The sequence below is a fragment of the Cupriavidus sp. C1SS-2L genome, assembly GCF_057073735.1.
On sequence record NZ_CP172708.1, the window covers coordinates 1,153,179 to 1,170,661 of the forward strand.

The following is a 17,483-nucleotide window of genomic DNA, read 5'->3' on the forward strand; positions in this document are numbered from 1 at the left end:
TGCCGTTACTGCGCGTGCTCGATCACGAGCTGCACGCGCGTGATGCCATTGAAGGTGTTGTTGTCGAGCCGGTAGGCGATCTGCGCGCTCGCGCCGAGTTCGTCGGCGTGGTTGAACCAGATCGCGTCGAAGCGCTGCTTGCCGCGCCCCAGTTGCAGCTTCAGGTGCTTGCCCTTGAGTACGCTCTGGCGCAGCACGTCGAACTCGCCGCAGAAGGTCGGCGCCGGAAAGCCCTGGCCCCACACCTGCTGTTCGAGCAGCGTGACGAATTCCGGACTGAAGCACTGGTCCTCGATATCGCCATCGGTCTCGATCACGCGCGCGAGTTGTTCGTCGCTGAGCCATTCCTTGCCGACGGCTTCAAACGCTTCTTGGAACTCGGCAAAGCGATCGGCATGCACGGTCAGGCCGGCCGCCATGGCGTGGCCGCCGAACTTGACCATCATGCCCGGGCAGCGCTTGGATACCAGGTCGAGCGCATCGCGCAGGTGGAAGCCGGGGATCGAGCGGCCAGAGCCCTTGACGGTGGTCTCGTCGCCGGGCGCGAACGTGATGGTCGGGCGATGGAACTTGTCCTTCAGTCGCGATGCGACGATGCCGATCACGCCCTGGTGCCACGTGTCGTTGAACACGCTGACCGTAAAGCGGGATGACGGATCGGGGCCGGCCAGCGGCTGCTCGAGGATCTGCAGCGCTTCCTGCTGCATGCCCGCCTCGATGTCGCGCCGCTCGCGGTTCATGCCGTCCAGTTCCTGCGCGATCTCCCAAGCGCGGTTGGCATCGTCGGTCAGCAGGCATTCGATGCCAAGCGACATGTCGGCAAGGCGCCCCGCGGCATTGAGCCGCGGGCCCAGCCCGAAGCCAAGGTCGAAGGTATTGGCGCGCGCGGCTTCCCGGCCCGCGGCACGGAACAGCGCTGCCACGCCCGGCTGCATGCGGCCCGCGCGCATGCGCTTCAGGCCCTGTGCGACCAGGATGCGGTTATTGGTGTCGAGCTTGACCACGTCGGCCACCGTGCCCAGTGCGACCAGATCCAGCAGCGTCTGCAGCGGCGGTTGGGTTTGCTGCGTGTAGACGCCGCGCTTGCGCAGTTCGGCGCGGAGCGCCATCAGCACGTAGAACATCACGCCCACGCCGGCCAGGTTCTTGCTCGGGAATTCGCAGCCGGGCTGGTTCGGGTTGACGATCACCGCGGCCGGGGGCAGTTCCGACCCAGGCAGGTGGTGGTCGGTCACCACCACGTCGATGCCGGCCGCGTTGGCGGCTGCGACGCCGTCGACGCTGGCAATGCCGTTGTCGACGGTGACGATCACATCGGGCTGCTGCTTCGCAGCCAGCGCAACGATCTCCGGCGTCAGTCCGTAGCCGTACTCGAAGCGGTTCGGGACGATGTACTCGACGCGCGCGCCCAGCATGCGCAACCCGCGCACACCGACCGCGCAGGCGGTCGCGCCGTCGCAGTCATAGTCGGCGACGATCAGCAGGCGCTTGCCTGCCGCGATCGCGTCGGCCAGGTACTCGGCGGCATGGCCGATGCCCTTCATGGCCGAAGGCGGTACCAGCCCCGGCAGTTCGGTGGAGAGTTCGGACGGCTGCGCCACGCCACGCGCGGACAGGATGCGGGCCAGGGTCGGGTGCAGGCCGGCGGCCGCCAGGGTATTGGCGTGCTCGGCGGAATAGGTGCGGATGGCAATCCGGGTCATGGGGCGTTCTGCTTCTCTTTGTGTGCGGGGCTCAGGCGGTGTAGGCAAGGTCGGACAGCAGCGCGCGCCAGTCGCCGCGCTGGCCCATGCCGCGCCAGAACTTGCGCAGGTCGGCCCGGCGCACCGTGAATTCGGCGAAGTGGTTCTCGCCGCCGAGCACGAGCGTGACAGCTTCGATACTGCCGTCGGCGAGCGCCTGAAGCGCCGGTACGAACCAGTCGGCGTCCAGCGCATGCATGCGCTCGATCCACAGGCCCCAGTCCTCGGCAATATGGGCTTCGGTGGCGCTGTCTAGCATGGCGAGGACCGCGCCGTGGGCCTGAATGCCGGTGAATCCGGCCGGCATGGCTGCAACCCGGCTGCCGCCTGCAAGTCCGAGGCCGGTCAGGAACGGATCGCCGGTCATGATGACGTCGGCCAGCTTGGGCACCGCCTGCATGGTGCCGCCGCCGTACAGCCAGACCGAATTGATGGGCAATTCGCCAGCCGCTTCACGTGCCTGGTTGACCGGATGGTCGAACCACGTCATCTGGATCTCGTTCTGCAACCGGCGCCAGTCGCGCGCGCGCTCGCCAGCCTGCAGCCAGATGTCGATATTGCGGCCGGTCGCCCGGAGCGGCGTGGTGGCGTCCAGCGGCCCGAATACGGCTTCGGGCAGGTACCAGCGCGCCGCGCAGGGCGCTTCGAGCGTGATGTTGGCTTCGCGCAGCAGCGGCTCGATCGCGGCGAACAGCGACGTGGCTTCTTCGTCACGTACGCGTAGCTGGTCGGGATGCATCAGCACAAGATGGTCGCGGGCCGCATGAATGTGCACGAGCTGCAGGCAGGTCCAGGCTTCGCTATCGGCCGGCGCCGCGCCGCCGCTGTCGGCCAGCCGCATATAAGGCGCCATCGGCACCCGGCCCGTATCGAGTCCCGCCTTGCCGGCGAGCCAGCGCTCATGCGGCAGGCTGCGCAGCCAAGGGTCGTCGTGCCGCTCGCGCTGGCCCGGCGCGGCCCGGGTCAGCAACTTTCCGAGCGCCGGCAACTCCAATTGCCGCAGCAGCGCGCCGGGCACGACATCGTCCGTGGCGTCGTCGCCGGCGCCGGGCGGGACGGAAAAGGGCACAATCAGGGTCAGGTGCGTCATCATGGTGGCGAGATTGTAAACTTCCGGCTGGCCGGCGCCAGCCTGGCGTGTGGCGCGGGACACCTGCGCCACCGCCCCGTGCGCTTTCCCGAAACAACAGGAACCCTCTTGAAATTTCCCTACGAGTGGCAGATTGGCTGGCGATACACCCGCGCAAGCAAGCGCGCCAGCCGCAATACGTTCATATCGTTCATCTCGATGATCTCGATGCTCGGCATCGCGCTGGGCGTGGCCGCGCTGATCGTGGTGCTGTCGGTGATGAACGGCTTCCAGAAGGAAGTGCGCGACCGCATGCTCTCGGTGCTGTCTCACATCGAGGTGATCGGCCCGTCGGCGCTGCCCGACTGGCAGCGCACCGCGGCAGAGGCCATGCGGAACAAGGAAGTCATCGGTGCCGCGCCGTACGTGGCCGCCCAGGCCATGCTCACGCGCGAGGACGCTGTGCGCGGCGTGCTGCTGCGCGGCGTGGACCCGGCGGAAGAACCGAAGGTCTCGGACATCGGCAAGCAGTTCAAGGCTGGCCATATGGAAAGCCTGCAGCCGGGTGAGTTCGGCATTGCGCTCGGCAATGAACTGGCCAACGCCATGGGCGTGCAGGTCGGCGACAAGATCACGCTGCTGGCGCCGCAGGGCACCATCACGCCGGCCGGCGTGTTGCCGCGGCTGAAGCAGTTCACCGTGGTCGGCGTGTTCTCTTCGGGCCATTTCGAATTCGACAGCGCGCTCGCGCTCGTCAATATCCGCGATGCCGAGACGCTGTTCCGCATGACCGGCCCGACCGGCGTGCGGCTGAAGCTCGCGGACATGCAGCGTGCGCCGCAGGTTGCCAACGAACTGGCCGGCACGATGTCGGGCGAGCTTTATCTGCGCGACTGGTCCAAGCAGAACCGCAACTGGTTCGCGGCCGTGCAGACCGAGAAGCGCATGATGTTCATCATCCTGACGCTGATCATCGCCGTCGCTGCGTTCAACCTGGTGTCGACGCTGGTGATGACCGTGACCGACAAGCAGGCTGACATCGCCATCCTGCGCACGATGGGCGCGCAACCCGGTTCGATCATGAAGATCTTCATCGTGCAGGGCGTGGCCATCGGCTTTATCGGCACGTTGCTGGGCGTCGCGGGCGGCACGCTGATCGCCACCAATATCGACGTGATCGTGCCTTTCATCGAGCGGCTGCTGCACGTGCAGTTCCTGCCGCGCGACATCTATTTCATCAGCGAACTGCCTTCGGACCCGCGTGTGAACGATATCGCCACCATCGGCATCATTTCCTTCGTGCTGGCCACGCTGGCAACCCTCTACCCAAGCTGGCGCGCCGCCCGCGTCAATCCGGCGGAGGCGCTGCGCTATGAGTGAAGCGATGCTGCAAGCCGATACGAAGCCCGTCACCGGGCAACAGCCGGGTACGCCGGTGCTGATGGGCGAAGGCCTGTTCAAGCGTTTCCGCCAGGGCGGGCTCGATGTCGAAGTGCTCAAGGGCGTGGACGTGCGCGTGGACGCGGGCGAGAAGGTCGCCATCGTCGGCGCTTCGGGCTCGGGCAAGAGCACGCTGCTGCATGTCCTGGGCGGGCTCGACAACCCCGACGCGGGTCGCGTGGCGCTGCACGGCAAGCCGTTCACGGCGCTGCGCGAGCGCGAGCGCAATGTGGTGCGCAACCGCTCGCTCGGCTTTGTCTACCAGTTCCACCACCTGCTGCCGGAATTCACGGCGCTCGATAACGTGGCCATGCCCATGCGTATCCGCGGGCTGACCCAGCAGCAGGCGCGCGATGCGGCGCAAGCCATGCTCGAGCGTGTTGGCCTGGGCGGCCGTTCGAAGCATCGTCCGGGCGAACTGTCGGGCGGTGAGCGTCAACGCGTGGCGATTGCGCGCGCGCTGGTCGGGCAGCCGGCCTGCGTGCTGGCCGACGAGCCGACCGGCAACCTCGACGATCACACCGCAGGCGGGGTCTATGACCTGATGCTGGAGTTGTCGCGCACGCTTGGCACCAGTTTTGTCATCGTCACGCACGACTTGGACCTGGCCGGCCGCTGCGACCGCGTACTGCGGCTGCGCGACGGGCACCTTCACCAGGAGCGGTGACCGCGTACGGCTATGTGGATCGACACCCATTGCCATCTCGATGCCCGTGAATTCGATGCGGATCGCGGCCGGGTTGCCGACGCCGCCGAGGCCGCCGGCGTAACCGGCATCGTTGTGCCGGCCGTGGCGGTGTGGAACTTCGACACAGTTCGCACGCTGGCCCGGCAGGATGAACGCTGCGTCTATGCGCTCGGCATTCATCCGCTATGCTCGCCGGGCGCGGCGCAGGCCGATGTCGATGCGTTGCGCAGGGAGGTGGCGGCCTCGATGTCTGATCCTCGCTTCGTCGGCATCGGCGAGATCGGACTCGACTTCTTTGTCGCCGGTCTGGATGTCGACCACCAGACCTGGCTCTACATCGAACAGCTCAAGATCGCGCGCGAATTCGACCTGCCGGTGCTGCTGCACGTGCGCAAGTCGCAGGACCAGGTTGGCGCGCAACTGCGCAAGCTCGGGGTGCGGCAGGGGATCGCACACGCCTTTAATGGCAGTCATGAGCAGGCACGCCGCTTTATCGACCAGGGGTTCAAGCTCGGCTTTGGCGGCAACGTGACGTTCAGCCGCGCGCGGCAGATCCGCCGGCTCGCCACCGAGTTGCCGCTTGACGCGCTGGTGCTGGAAACCGACGCGCCCGATATCGCGCCCGCGTGGCTGTCCGACGACCAGTTCGGGGAGCAGCACAAGGCCCGGAATACGCCTGCCGAAGTGGCTGGCGTCGCACGGGTACTTGGGGAGTTGCGAGAGATGGAGCCGGATGCTTTGGCGCAAGCCATGTGGCGCAATTCGGTCGCCGCGCTGCCCCGCTTGGCGGCATTCGCCGAGGCGATGGCGCCGGCCGGCGCCTGACATTTCCGACACCAACTTCTGACACGCTGACAAGCTTTTCACGGCAAGGCGAGGGTACAACGATGGCCCTCTGAACTTGCCGGGGAGCTTCGTGCGCCTGATCCTGCTGGGTTTCGTGGTCGGCTGCTGGGCCTTGCAGCGGCAGGGCTCGCTGCCTGCGTACAGCGCGCTGGGTTTCGCCTCTGCCGCACTCGCAATCCTCGTCGTCTGGCTGGTCCGGTACGGAGGCAACAAGCGGCTCGCACACGGACTCGCGATTCTGGTGGCGGTCTCAGTGGGCTTCTGCTGGGCGGCGTGGCGCGCGCATTCGCGCATGGGCGACTGGCTGCCCACGCAGCTGGAGGCGCGCGATATCGAGGTGACCGGCGTGGTCTCCGGCCTGCCTGCCGAACTGTCGCCCGGCGCCCGCTTTGCCTTCACGGTCGAGGCCGCGCAGCACGGCGAACAAGTGCCGGCCCGCGTGCAGCTGAGCTGGCGCGAGGCCACGCCTGAGCTACGCCCCGGCCAGCGCTACACCTTCACGGTGCGCTTGCGTCGTCCGCGCGGGCTCGCCAATCCCCACGGTTTCGACTACGCATACTGGCTGCTGGCGCAAGGCTATGGCGCGACGGGTTACGTGCGTACCGTCCACAACGGGCCGCAGGAAGCGGCGCACGAACGGATCGCATGGCGCATCGGGGCGCAACGTGCCACGTTGCGCGACCACATCCGCGCCGCGCTGCCCGCGGACGCCCGTTTCGCGCCGGTGCTTGTGGCGCTCGTCGTCGGCGACCAGCGCGGCATCGATGGCGATGATTGGCTGCTGTTCAATCGCACTGGCATCGGCCACCTCGTCAGCATTTCCGGACTCCATATCACGATGATCGCGGGCTTTGCCGCGGGCCTGGTGCAATGGGCGTGGCGGCATTCATTCGGGTTAGGCCGCCGTCTGCGCCGGCCGTTGCCGCTGTGGTGTCCGGCGCGGCAGGCGGCGCTCGTTGCGGCAGTGCTCGCGGGGCTGGGATACGGCCTGATCGCCGGTCTGCAAATTCCGGCACTGCGTACGGTGGCCATGCTGTCCATCGCCGCGCTGGCCGCGTGGAGCGCTCGGACGCCACCGGCATCGATGGTGCTCGCGTGGGCGGCTTTCGTCGCGCTGCTGCTGGACCCGTGGGCGGTGACGCAACCGGGGTTCTGGTTGTCGTTCGGTGCGGTCGGCGTGATCTTCCTGGCGGCATCGCGTCCTCACGTGCCGGTGCGCGGGTGGTGGCCACGCATACGCGCGGCGCTCCTCTCCGCAGCGCGCACGCAATGGGCTGTAACGGTCGGTCTGGTGCCGCTGACGTTGCTGCTCTTCCGGCAGTTTCCGGTCATTTCCCCGATTGCGAATGCTGTTGCCATTCCCGTGGTCAGCATGTTCGTCACGCCGCTTGCGCTGCTCGGTGCGGTGGTACCGATGACGCTGGCCGCGCCATTGCTGGTGTTGGCGCATGGGGCGCTGGCGTGGCTGGTGCTTGTGCTGCAGTGGCTGGCATCGTCCGAGTGGGCGGTCTGGGAGACGGCGCAGGCCGGCGTGCTGGAAACGGTGTTGGCGCTGGCTGGCACGCTCATCCTGCTGGCACCTGCCGTGTTCGGATTGCGCATACGGCTGCACGGGGTGCTGTTGATCCTGCCTATGGTGGTCGCGCGCGGCGACGATGTGGCGCATGGCGAATTCCGGGCCGCGATGCTCGATGTCGGGCAGGGCACCGCGGTGCTGGTGCAAACGCGCGCGCACGCCTTGCTTTACGACGCCGGGCCAGCCTATGCCTCCGGGGGCAGCGCCGGAGCGCAGGTCATCGTGCCCTATCTGCGCGCGTTCGGCATACGCAGGCTCGACCATTTGATGGTCAGCCACGAAGATGCCGACCACGCGGGTGGCGCGCGCCACGTCATCGATGCCGTGTCCGTCGATATCCGGTCCACGGCCGCGCCGGCCGGCCATGCGCTGCTTGGCAAGGCCGATTGGGTGGCATGCGTGGCGGGCGAGCACTGGGAGTGGGATGGCGTCCATTTCACGGTGCTGCATCCCGACGCCGGGCAATCGCGCGATGCGGCGATCGGGAGCAATGCGCGCAGCTGCGTACTGCGCGTGGACAACGGCCGCCATAGCGTGCTGCTGACTGGCGATATCGGCAAGGCGGAAGAGCGTGAACTGGTCGAGCGGATACCTGCGGAGAGGCTGCGTGCCGATGTCCTAGTCGTGCCGCACCATGGCAGCGGCACCTCATCCAGTTCCGAGTGGCTCGCGGCCGTCAGTCCCGGCGCGGCGGTGTTCCAACTTGGCTACCGCAACCGTTACCAGCATCCGCGCGCCGATGTCTGGCAGCGCTATGGCGATGCCGGCATCCTGCGCTACCGCACGGACGAAACTGGCGCGGTCACGATGGTCACGCAGGGCGGGGCCTACTCGATGGAAGCGTTTCGCCAGACCGAGCGTCGCTACTGGCGTGAGGCGCCTGCGGCGCCGCGCTAGCGCAAGCCGGCGTCAGCTCGCGGTGCGAGCGCGTGCAGGCGACGCCGTCTTGCGCCGGGGCGCCGGCTCTGGCGTATCAGCTTCCTGTGGCGCCCGCGCCGGCTCGGCGCCGCCAATGCGGCGCTCGCGCAGATGGGCCTTCGCGCGCTGCAGGCCCGCGGCGACGGTGTCGGCGCGTTCCAGCGCCACGCCGGCCGCAAGCACGTCGCCGAGCACGAGGTGGCAGATGCGCGAGGTCATCGGCGTATAGACCTCGCTGTCCTCCTCCACATCCGAGAACACGCAGACATCGGCCAGCTTCGCGAGCGGTGAGCCGCTGTGCGTGAGCGCCAGCACGCTGGCGCCGCTCGAACGCGCCAGCGTGGCGGCGGTCAGCATGTCCCACGTGCGGCCGCTGTTGGACACCAGTACTGCCACGTCGCCAGGCCCGAGCAGCGCGGCGGACATGCTGAATACGTGCGGATCGGAGTAAGCCGTGGTCGGCATGCCCAGCCGGAAGAACTTGTGCTGGATATCGAGCGCGACAATGCCGGAATTGCCGCAGCCGTAGAACTCGATGCGGCGCGCACCGGCCAGCAGGCGGATGCCATGCTCGATCTGGTCCGCCGACAGCGCATTGCGCACGCTCATCAGCGTGGCGATGGTGCGGTCGAACACCTTGCCGGCAATGTCGGCCGGGCCGTCTTCGGCCTTCACGTCCTGGTGGACGAACGGCGTGCCGCCGCCTACGTTTTGCGCGAACTGCAGCTTGAATTCACGGAAGCCGTCGTAGCCCAGCGCCGCGCAGAAACGCGCAATGGTCGGCTGCGACACGCCGGCCCGCTCGGCCAGTTCCGGCATCGAAAGCCGGATCACGCTGGCGCCGTGGCGGGCCACATAGTCGGCCAGGCGGCGTTCGGACGGGCGGAGCGTGTCGTAGACGGCAAGGATTCGGTCGCGCATGACGGTGGCGGGTGTCGCCGGCATAAATGGGAATGTAGATATTCTACAATCCGAAGGGCTGCGGAACACAGATGATTCTGTTGTTCTGTCGCTAGGGATTTCCCGTATTCAAGGGGGTTACTGAGTGATTGTGATGTAAGCAAGGCTGCGAGTGAGGTTTTTCTGTCGTTATAATGTAGAAAATCTACATGCCAGAGGCGGTCAGTCGCCCGGGTTTCTAAAGGAACGTTCATCCATGCCCCACGCCGTCCATGCCGAAATCCTTGCCGTAACCCGGCGCATCACCGAGCGCAGCCGCGCCAGCCGCGCGGCCTACCTGGCGCGCTGCGAACGCGCCCAGGCAGAGCTTGGCCCGCTGCGCGGCCTCTCGTGCGCTAACCTGGCCCACGGCTTTGCCGCGCTGCCGGCGCATGACAAGCTGAAGCTTCGCGTCGAACACGCGCCGAACCTCGGCATCGTGACGGCCTACAACGACATGCTGTCGGCGCACCAGCCGTACGAGCGCTATCCCGACGTGATTCGTGAGGCCGCACGTGCCGTGGGCGCCGTGGCGCAGGTTGCCGGCGGCGTGCCGGCGATGTGCGACGGCATTACGCAGGGCAACCCGGGCATGGAGCTGTCGCTGTTCTCGCGCGATGCAATTGCCATGAGCACGGCGGTCTCGCTCTCGCACAACACCTTTGACGCCGCGGTGATGCTTGGCGTGTGCGACAAGATCGTGCCGGGGCTGGTCATGGGCGCGCTGCAGTTCGGCCACCTGCCGGTCGTGTTCGTGCCGGCCGGGCCGATGGCGAGCGGCCTCCCGAACAAGGAAAAGGCGCGCGTGCGCCAGCTTTATGCGACCGGCCAGGTTGGCCGCGAAGCCTTGCTTGAAGCCGAGTGCGAGGCCTACCACAGCGCAGGTACGTGCACGTTCTACGGCACCGCCAACAGTAACCAGTTCCTGATGGAAATCATGGGCCTGCACCTGCCCGGTGCAGCCTTCGTCCACCCGGACAGCGGCTTGCGCGATGCCCTGACCGCAGCGGCGGCGCAGCGCGCGCTGGCGCTGTCGGCGCGAGGCACTGAATACATGCCGATGGCGCGCATCGTCGACGAGCGTGCCGTCGTCAATGCGATGGTCGGCCTGCTGGCCACCGGCGGTTCCACCAACCACACCATCCACCTGGTCGCCATGGCGCGTGCCGCGGGCGTGCTGATCGACTGGGACGATTTCGACCGGCTGTCCGGCATCACGCCGCTGCTGGCGCGCGTGTATCCGAACGGCTCGGCGGACGTGAACCATTTCCACGCCGCGGGCGGCACGGGCTTTGTGATCGGCCAGCTTCTGGAGGCCGAGCTCCTGCACGAGGACGTGCAGACCGTCGCCGGCCCGGGTCTCGCGCGCTACACGCAGGAGCCGGTGCTGGCCGATGGCGTGCTGCGCTGGCGCGATGGCGCGAGCACCAGCGGCGACGCGCAGGTGCTGGCCACGGCGGCGGAGCCGTTCTCCGCCGAAGGCGGCCTGCGCCTGATGCAGGGCAACCTGGGGCGCGGCGTGATCAAGGTGTCCGCCGTGGCGCCGGAGCACCGCGTGGTCGAGGCGCCGGCGCGCGTGTTCGATTCGCAGGAAGCGCTGCAGGCAGCCTTCAATGCAGGCGAGCTCAACGGCGACGTGGTAGCCGTGGTGCGCTTCCAGGGACCCAATGCCAATGGCATGCCCGAATTGCATCGCCTCACGCCCGTGCTTGGTGCGCTGCAGGACGCCGGCCACAGCGTCGCGCTGGTGACGGACGGGCGTATGTCCGGTGCATCGGGCAAGGTGCCGGCGGTGATCCACGTCGGCCCCGAGGCGCTGGCTGGCGGCCCGCTGGCCCGGGTGCGTGACGGCGACCGCGTGCGTGTGGACGCCGTTGCCGGCACGCTTGCCTGGCTTGGCGATCCGGCGGAATTCGCCGCGCGTTCGGTCGCGCCCGCGCCGGACGATGGCTTCGCCCAGTTCAGCGTCGGCCGGGGGCTGTTCGGCCTGTTCCGGCGCCACGCGCGCAAGGCGGAAGAGGGTGGCAGTGCACTCGACCTGTCCGAAGCCGACGCCGTTCCCGCGGCGACGCATTCCGTCGCACAATAGTCGGGCCTGGGGCCTGTATCACCGCAATTTTTTTGAATCCCCGGGCGGCGCAGCCGCCGTCCGGCACCTGCGCGCCGTTTGCCAGCGCGCGGGCTACCGACAAGGATGGGGCAAACCATCCGACACCATGATCGATGGAGCAGACATGATCTATATCCTGATGGGCGTTTCCGGCAGCGGCAAGTCGACGGTCGGCGAACTGCTCGCGACACGCCTGGGCTGCGCATTCCATGACGCGGACGAATTCCACAGCGCCGCAAACAAAGCCAAGATGCATGCGGGCATCCCGCTCACGGATGAGGACCGCTGGCCGTGGCTGGCGGCCATGCGCGCGGCCATCGACGCTGCCCGGGCCGAAGGCCGCACCCATGTGTTCACCTGCTCGGCGCTGCGCCAGGTCTACCGCGACCGCCTGACGCCGCCGGACGGCGGCGTGGTGTTCGTCTACATGAAGGGCGACGCCCAGTTGATCGGCTCGCGCCTGTCTGCGCGCACGGACCACTTCTTTAACCCGGCACTGCTGGAGAGCCAGCTCGAGACGCTCGAAGAACCCCATGGCGCGCTCGTGCTCGATATCCGGCAGTCGCCGGAAGCGCTGGTCCAGGCCATCCTCGCCGACGGCGAGCGGCACCGCGTCGCCGCCGCGCGCTGACAGCGCGGTGCACCGCCTGCCAGGACCTTGGCAGGCATCTTGCTTAACCCGTTTCCGTGCTGCGCAACCGCACGAGCTTGCGGCTTTCGCTGGCACAAGTATGCTGAAAGGGCCAGTCACTCGACAGCTGTACAGCCAGGAAAAACAAGGGGGCGGCGGTTCCGGTGGGAGGCCGGGAGGCCAGGCGACCAGGACGTCCCCCATTTCACGGAGGGAAGGGCCATCATGGCGGCGCGCTTTTTCGACGAGATGCTGGATTGGCGGGATGGCGATACCCCGGTCATCCAGGCGGGGCAGGCATTGCCGGGCGGTGTGGTACGGCCGCACTACCGGCACTTCACGGACTGGCTGGCGCGGCAGTCCGAGAACACGATGGCCAACAAGCGCGCCGAGGCGGACCTGATCTTCCGGCGCGTGGGCATCACCTTCGCGGTCTACGGCGACAAGGACGAATCCAACAGCGGCACCGAGCGGACCATTCCGTTCGATGTGATTCCGCGCATCTTTCCCGCCAGCGAGTGGGCCACGCTGGAAAAGGGCCTGCGCCAGCGTGTGGCGGCGTTGAACCGCTTCATCCACGACATCTACCACGGGCAGGACATCATCCGCGCGGGCGTGATTCCGCCGGACCAGATCTACAACAACGCCCAGTACCGTCCCGAGATGCTTGGCGTCGACGTGCCGCGCGACATTTACGCGCACGTGGCCGGCATCGACGTGGTGCGCGCCGGCGAGGGCGAGTTCTACGTGCTGGAGGACAACCTGCGCGTGCCGTCGGGCGTGTCGTACATGCTCGAGAACCGCAAGATGATGATGCGCTTGTTCCCGGACCTGTTCGCGCGCAATCGCGTCGCGCCCGTGGCCCACTATCCCGACCTGCTGCTCGACATGCTGCGCGGCGTCTCGCCGCAGGCCATCAGCGATCCGACCGTGGTGGTGCTGACCCCGGGGATGTACAACTCCGCGTACTTCGAGCATGCGTTCCTCGCACAGCAGATGGGCGTGGAACTCGTGGAGGGCAGCGACCTGTTCGTCGAGGACGATCACCTGTTCATGCGTACCACGCAGGGCCCGCAGCGCATCGACGTGATCTACCGGCGCGTGGATGACGACTTCCTCGACCCACTCGTGTTCCGGCCTGATTCCGCGCTGGGCGCGGCCGGTCTGCTGTCGGTCTATCGCGCGGGCAACGTGACCATCTCCAACGCCATTGGCACGGGCGTGGCCGACGACAAGTCGATCTACCCGTACGTGCCCGACATGATCCGCTTCTATCTCGGCGAAGAGGCCATCCTCAACAACGTGCCGACCTATATGTGCCGGCGCCCGGACGACCTGCAGTACGTGCTCGACAACATGGCGGACCTGGTGGTGAAGGAAACGCACGGCGCGGGCGGCTACGGCATGCTGGTGGGGCCGGCGGCAACGCGCGCGGAGATCGATACCTTCCGCGAGGTCGTGAAGTCGCGGCCCGAGCAGTACATCGCGCAGCCGACGCTGGCGTTGTCGACGTGTCCGACGTATGTGGAATCGGGCATCGCGCCGCGCCATATCGACCTGCGTCCGTTCGTGCTGTCGGGGCGCGAGGTGCGCATGGTGCCGGGCGGCCTCACGCGCGTAGCGCTGCGCGAAGGCTCGCTCGTGGTGAATTCCTCGCAGGGCGGGGGGACCAAGGACACGTGGGTGCTGGAGCGCTGAACGCGCCCGCCGCCAGCACCGCATTGCGAGGAGAACCAACATGCTGAGCCGCACCGCCGACCATCTGTTCTGGATGGCGCGCTATACCGAACGCGCCGAGAACACCGCGCGCATGCTGGATGTCAACTACCAGACCTCGCTGCTGCCGCAGTCCGCGGAAGTGGCGGAGCAGGGCTGGTGGGCCATGCTCGACATCTCGGAGCTGACCAACGCTTTCGATCACAAGTACGGACTGCTCACGCGCGACGACGTGATCGACTTCATGGTGCGCGACATGACCAACCCGTCGTCGATCATGAGCTGCCTGCGTGCCGCGCGCGAGAACGCGCGCGCGGTGCGCGGCTCGCTGACGACCGAGGTCTGGGAAACCGTCAACACCACCTGGCTCGATGTACAGCGCATGATCGCGGACGGCGAGTTGCAGGAAGACCCGTCGCGCTTTTTCGAATGGGTCAAGTTCCGTTCGCACCTCGCGCGCGGCGTGCAGTTCGGCACCATGCTGAAGGACGATGCGTTCCATTTCATGCGGCTCGGCACGTTCCTGGAACGCGCGGACAATACCGCGCGGATCCTCGACGTGAAATTCCAGGCGTCGGGCAGCGACGACAGCGACCCGAACCGCGAGCAGAACGACTTTTATCACTGGGCAGCGGTGCTGCGCTCGGTGTCGGGCTTCGAGGTCTACCGCAAGGTCTACCGCGCGGTGATTACGCCGCAGCGCGTGGCCGAACTGTTGATCCTGCGCCCCGACATGCCGCGTTCGCTGGTGTCGAGCATGGACGAGGTCGTGGCGATCCTGGCGATGGTCTGCAACCACCAGTCGGGGGAGACCGAGCGGCAGGCTGGTAAACTGCATGCCGACCTGAAATTTGCCCGCATCGACGACATCTTTGCCGTCGGCCTGCACGCCTTCCTCACGAGCTTCCTGGAGCGCATCGGCGACATTGGCAACGGCATCAGCCGTGATTTCCTGGTGCCGCTGCAGGCGGCCTAGGCGCCGTGAACACCGCAAGGAGGGCCTTATGTGCAGCAGTCGTCGCAGCGGCCCTCCGGATACCGTGAAATACAAGATCCACCACCAGACCGTCTACCGCTATGCGGAGCCGGTGCGGCGCAGCGTGCATGAGCTGCGCCTCGCACCGCGCTCGGGCCCGCTGCAGGCCGTCAAGGCCTGGGCGCTGCAGGCGCCTGGCAACCTGTCGGAGGCGCGCGATGGCTTCGGCAATATCGTCCACAACTTCACCGTCAGCGGCCCGGCCGACACGATTGCGATTACCGCGATCGGCGAGGTGCAGGTGACGCCTTATCATGACGACGCCGGACGTGACAGCCACTACGCATTCCGCGATGTGCCGGCCCACGGCGAGTCGCGCGTCTCCCCGTTGTACTTCGTCGGCGGCACGCCACTGACGACGGCGCCGCCTGACATGCGCGCCTTCGCTGCACCTTTCCTGGTGGCGGGGCACGAGGTGCCGGCGCTGCTCGCGCTGGCCGGCGGCATCACGGATCGCGTGCGCTATGCGTCGAATACGACCCACGTCGGCACTTCCGCTGCAGAAGCGTTCCGCCTTGGCAATGGCGTGTGCCAGGACCAGGCACAGGTCATGGTCGCCGCTTGCCGCGCGTTCGGGATCCCGGCGCGTTATGTGAGTGGGTACTTCTATGACCCGGCCGCTACGGAGCTGGCCAGTCATGCGTGGGCCGATGTGTGTCTCGATGCGGGGCGCGACCTGTGGTGCAGCATCGACGTGACGCATCGTTGCGTCACGGACCATCGGCATGTGCGGCTGGCCGTTGGGCGCGACTACCAGTCGGCCGCACCGGTGCGGGGCATTCTCGAAGGTGGCAGCGGTGAAACGCTGCAGGTGAATATTGCTATTTGCCCTGTTGTGGATTGATGTGATGCGCGATGCGCCAATGCGGTGCGGGTTTGTCCCTTTGGCGGTGCGTTAGCGGTTCTTGCGACCGCTTCGTGCTTCACAGACGCTGCGGTTTCGCCGGCGTAGCCGGCGACCATCTTTTGTCCGGGCGACAAAAGGGAAGAGCCTGCCAGTAAAGCACTCCGGCCCAAAATCTGAACACTGACTCGAAACCGGCGAGGCCGGTGGCCGCAGCCCGGCTCGGGGCGCTAGAATTCCCGCTGCGACTCCGCTCGGTTCCAAGTAGAACCCGACAAGACCATGACCTACTGTGTTGCCATGCGGCTTGATGCCGGCCTGGTTCTTCTTTCCGACTCGCGCACCAACGCCGGTGTCGATGCCATTTCCACCGCGCGCAAGATGACCGTGTTCGAAGAGCCCGGCGACCGCGTGATGGTGCTGATGACCGCCGGCAACCTCGCCATCAGCCAGTCAGTGCGCCAGTGCCTGGTCGAAGGGCGGGACGAAAAGCGCTCACTGTGGACCGCGCGCGATATGTTCGAAGCCACGTCCATCGTCGGCGAGGCCGTACGCCAGGTACACAAGCGCGATGCCCACGCGCTGCGCGATGCCGGTATCGAGTTCAATGTCAGCCTGATCTTTGGCGGCCAGATCCGCGGCGAGCGTATGCGCTTGTTCAATGTCTACGCAGCCGGCAATTTCGTCGAGGCCACGCCCGAGAACTGCTTTTTCCAGATCGGCGAGGCCAAGTACGGCAAGCCGATCCTGGACCGCGTCGTGCATCCGTCGCTGCCCCTCGGCGAAGCCGCCAAATGCGCGCTGATCTCGATGGATTCCACGCTCAAGTCGAACATTTCGGTGGGTTTGCCGCTGGACCTGATGGTCTATGAGGCGGATGCGCTTCGGGTGACGCGCTTTGTCAACATCGACGAAAGGAACGCCTACTTCCGCATGATCCGCGATACCTGGGGCCAGCGGCTGCGCCAGGTGTTCGGTGAGATCAACGATCCCGAATGGGATGCTTCCCGTGAGGCGGAGTTTCCGCTTGCACGTACGGACGAAACCGATCGCTGGGGCCAGCCGGTGCGCGCCACGCGCGAGCGTTCCCGCGCGCAGGACTGAGCCGGGCGGGGCAATGCGCGACATCATTCATTTTTCCCATGCCAATGGCTTCCCGGTGCCGACGTACCGCAAGCTGTTCGCCGAACTCGAGGACGACTTCGAATTCCGCGCGGTGGAGCGCTACGGGCACCGGCCTGAATTCCCGGTGACGCGCGGCTGGCCGCATCTCGTGGAAGAGCTGCTGGATTCGCTGGAGCGCCAGTACCGGGAACCGGTGTGGCTGGTGGGGCATTCGCTGGGCGGCTTCCTGTCACTGATGGCCGCGCTGCGCCGCCCGGAGTGGGTGCGCGGCGTGGTGATGCTCGATTCGCCGATCATCGCTGGCTGGCGCGCGTCGCTGCTGAAGACGGCGCAGTTGTTCGGCATGGACGAGAAGCCGGGGCCGGCCGCCGTGACCAAGAACCGCCGCACGCACTGGCCTGATGCCGAGGCGGTGTGGGAGCACTTCCGCTCCAAGCCGAACTTCGCAGTCTGGGATCAGGACATGCTGCGCGACTACACGATGCACGGCACCGAGCCGACGGGCAAGGACGACGAACGGCAGCTCCGCTTCAACCGCGAGGTCGAGTACTGGATCTATCGGACGCTGCCCACCAGCCTTGGGCGCAAGGTTGCGCGCGGTGCGCCGGTGCCTGTCAGCTTCGTTGCCGGTACGCGTTCGCGGGAGGTCCGGCAATGTGGTCTCGACGCAACGCGCAAGCTGGTCGGCGAGAACCTGCGCTTTATCGAAGGCGGCCATCTTTATCCGATGGAGCGGCCGCAGGAGACGGCGCAACTGGTCCGCGAACTGATCGCGGCGATGCGGCGCGACGGGCGCTGAAGCG

Annotated in this window: 14 protein-coding genes; 11 read left to right on the forward strand and 3 right to left on the reverse strand. The window is 66.9% G+C overall.

Annotated features, from left to right (window positions below; all coding sequences use genetic code 11):
* Positions 1-5: 5 nt before the first annotated feature.
* Complete coding sequence (recJ, locus tag ACIGJG_RS05370; protein WP_011297256.1) at positions 6-1,703, reverse strand: single-stranded-DNA-specific exonuclease RecJ; 1,698 nt, start codon at positions 1,701-1,703, stop codon at positions 6-8.
* A gap of 31 nt (positions 1,704-1,734) precedes the next feature.
* Positions 1,735-2,835: a hypothetical protein gene (locus ACIGJG_RS05375; RefSeq protein ID WP_011297257.1), complete on the reverse strand. Its 1,101-nt coding sequence runs from the start codon at positions 2,833-2,835 to the stop codon at positions 1,735-1,737.
* Between the two features lie 105 nt (positions 2,836-2,940).
* Here ACIGJG_RS05375 and ACIGJG_RS05380 point away from each other — a divergent pair, with 105 nt between their 5' ends.
* The 4 genes from ACIGJG_RS05380 (at position 2,941) to ACIGJG_RS05395 (ending at position 8,258) form a co-directional block, all read left to right on the forward strand.
* Complete coding sequence (locus tag ACIGJG_RS05380; RefSeq protein WP_011297258.1) at positions 2,941-4,191, forward strand: lipoprotein-releasing ABC transporter permease subunit; 1,251 nt, start codon at positions 2,941-2,943, stop codon at positions 4,189-4,191.
* A complete protein-coding gene (gene lolD / locus ACIGJG_RS05385) occupies positions 4,184-4,918 on the forward strand; it encodes a lipoprotein-releasing ABC transporter ATP-binding protein LolD (RefSeq protein ID WP_011297259.1) in 735 nt (244 codons plus the stop codon). The genes ACIGJG_RS05380 and lolD overlap by 8 nt, the downstream gene beginning before the upstream one ends.
* A gap of 12 nt (positions 4,919-4,930) precedes the next feature.
* The gene (locus ACIGJG_RS05390; protein WP_011297260.1) at positions 4,931-5,764 is read left to right on the forward strand and encodes a TatD family hydrolase; all 834 of its coding nucleotides are present in this window, start codon (positions 4,931-4,933) and stop codon (positions 5,762-5,764) included.
* Between the two features lie 91 nt (positions 5,765-5,855).
* Entirely contained in the window at positions 5,856-8,258 is a 2,403-nt protein-coding gene (locus ACIGJG_RS05395) for a DNA internalization-related competence protein ComEC/Rec2 (RefSeq protein WP_483672855.1), read from the forward strand.
* A gap of 12 nt (positions 8,259-8,270) precedes the next feature.
* Here ACIGJG_RS05395 and ACIGJG_RS05400 read toward each other — a convergent pair whose 3' ends face one another.
* Positions 8,271-9,200 (reverse strand): MurR/RpiR family transcriptional regulator, encoded by a 930-nt coding sequence (locus ACIGJG_RS05400; protein WP_245001925.1) that lies wholly within the window; start codon positions 9,198-9,200, stop codon positions 8,271-8,273.
* A gap of 235 nt (positions 9,201-9,435) precedes the next feature.
* On the opposite strand from ACIGJG_RS05400, the gene edd reads away from it, so the two are divergent.
* The 7 genes from edd (at position 9,436) to ACIGJG_RS05435 (ending at position 17,479) form a co-directional block, all read left to right on the forward strand.
* Positions 9,436-11,307, forward strand: coding sequence for a phosphogluconate dehydratase (gene edd, locus ACIGJG_RS05405; protein WP_140949031.1), 1,872 nt, complete (start codon positions 9,436-9,438; stop codon positions 11,305-11,307).
* Positions 11,308-11,452: 145 nt separating this feature from the next.
* Entirely contained in the window at positions 11,453-11,959 is a 507-nt protein-coding gene (locus tag ACIGJG_RS05410) for a gluconokinase (protein ID WP_011297264.1), read from the forward strand.
* 225 nt (positions 11,960-12,184) lie between these two features.
* Positions 12,185-13,657, forward strand: coding sequence for a circularly permuted type 2 ATP-grasp protein (locus tag ACIGJG_RS05415; protein ID WP_011297265.1), 1,473 nt, complete (start codon positions 12,185-12,187; stop codon positions 13,655-13,657).
* A gap of 40 nt (positions 13,658-13,697) precedes the next feature.
* Positions 13,698-14,651: an alpha-E domain-containing protein gene (locus ACIGJG_RS05420; protein WP_011297266.1), complete on the forward strand. Its 954-nt coding sequence runs from the start codon at positions 13,698-13,700 to the stop codon at positions 14,649-14,651.
* 64 nt (positions 14,652-14,715) lie between these two features.
* Positions 14,716-15,555, forward strand: coding sequence for a transglutaminase family protein (locus ACIGJG_RS05425; protein WP_219916580.1), 840 nt, complete (start codon positions 14,716-14,718; stop codon positions 15,553-15,555).
* Positions 15,556-15,837: 282 nt separating this feature from the next.
* Positions 15,838-16,659, forward strand: a complete 822-nt coding sequence (locus ACIGJG_RS05430) for a proteasome-type protease (RefSeq protein WP_011297268.1) — start codon at positions 15,838-15,840, stop codon at positions 16,657-16,659.
* 13 nt (positions 16,660-16,672) lie between these two features.
* Positions 16,673-17,479 (forward strand): alpha/beta fold hydrolase, encoded by an 807-nt coding sequence (locus ACIGJG_RS05435; RefSeq protein ID WP_011297269.1) that lies wholly within the window; start codon positions 16,673-16,675, stop codon positions 17,477-17,479.
* Positions 17,480-17,483: the final 4 nt, after the last annotated feature.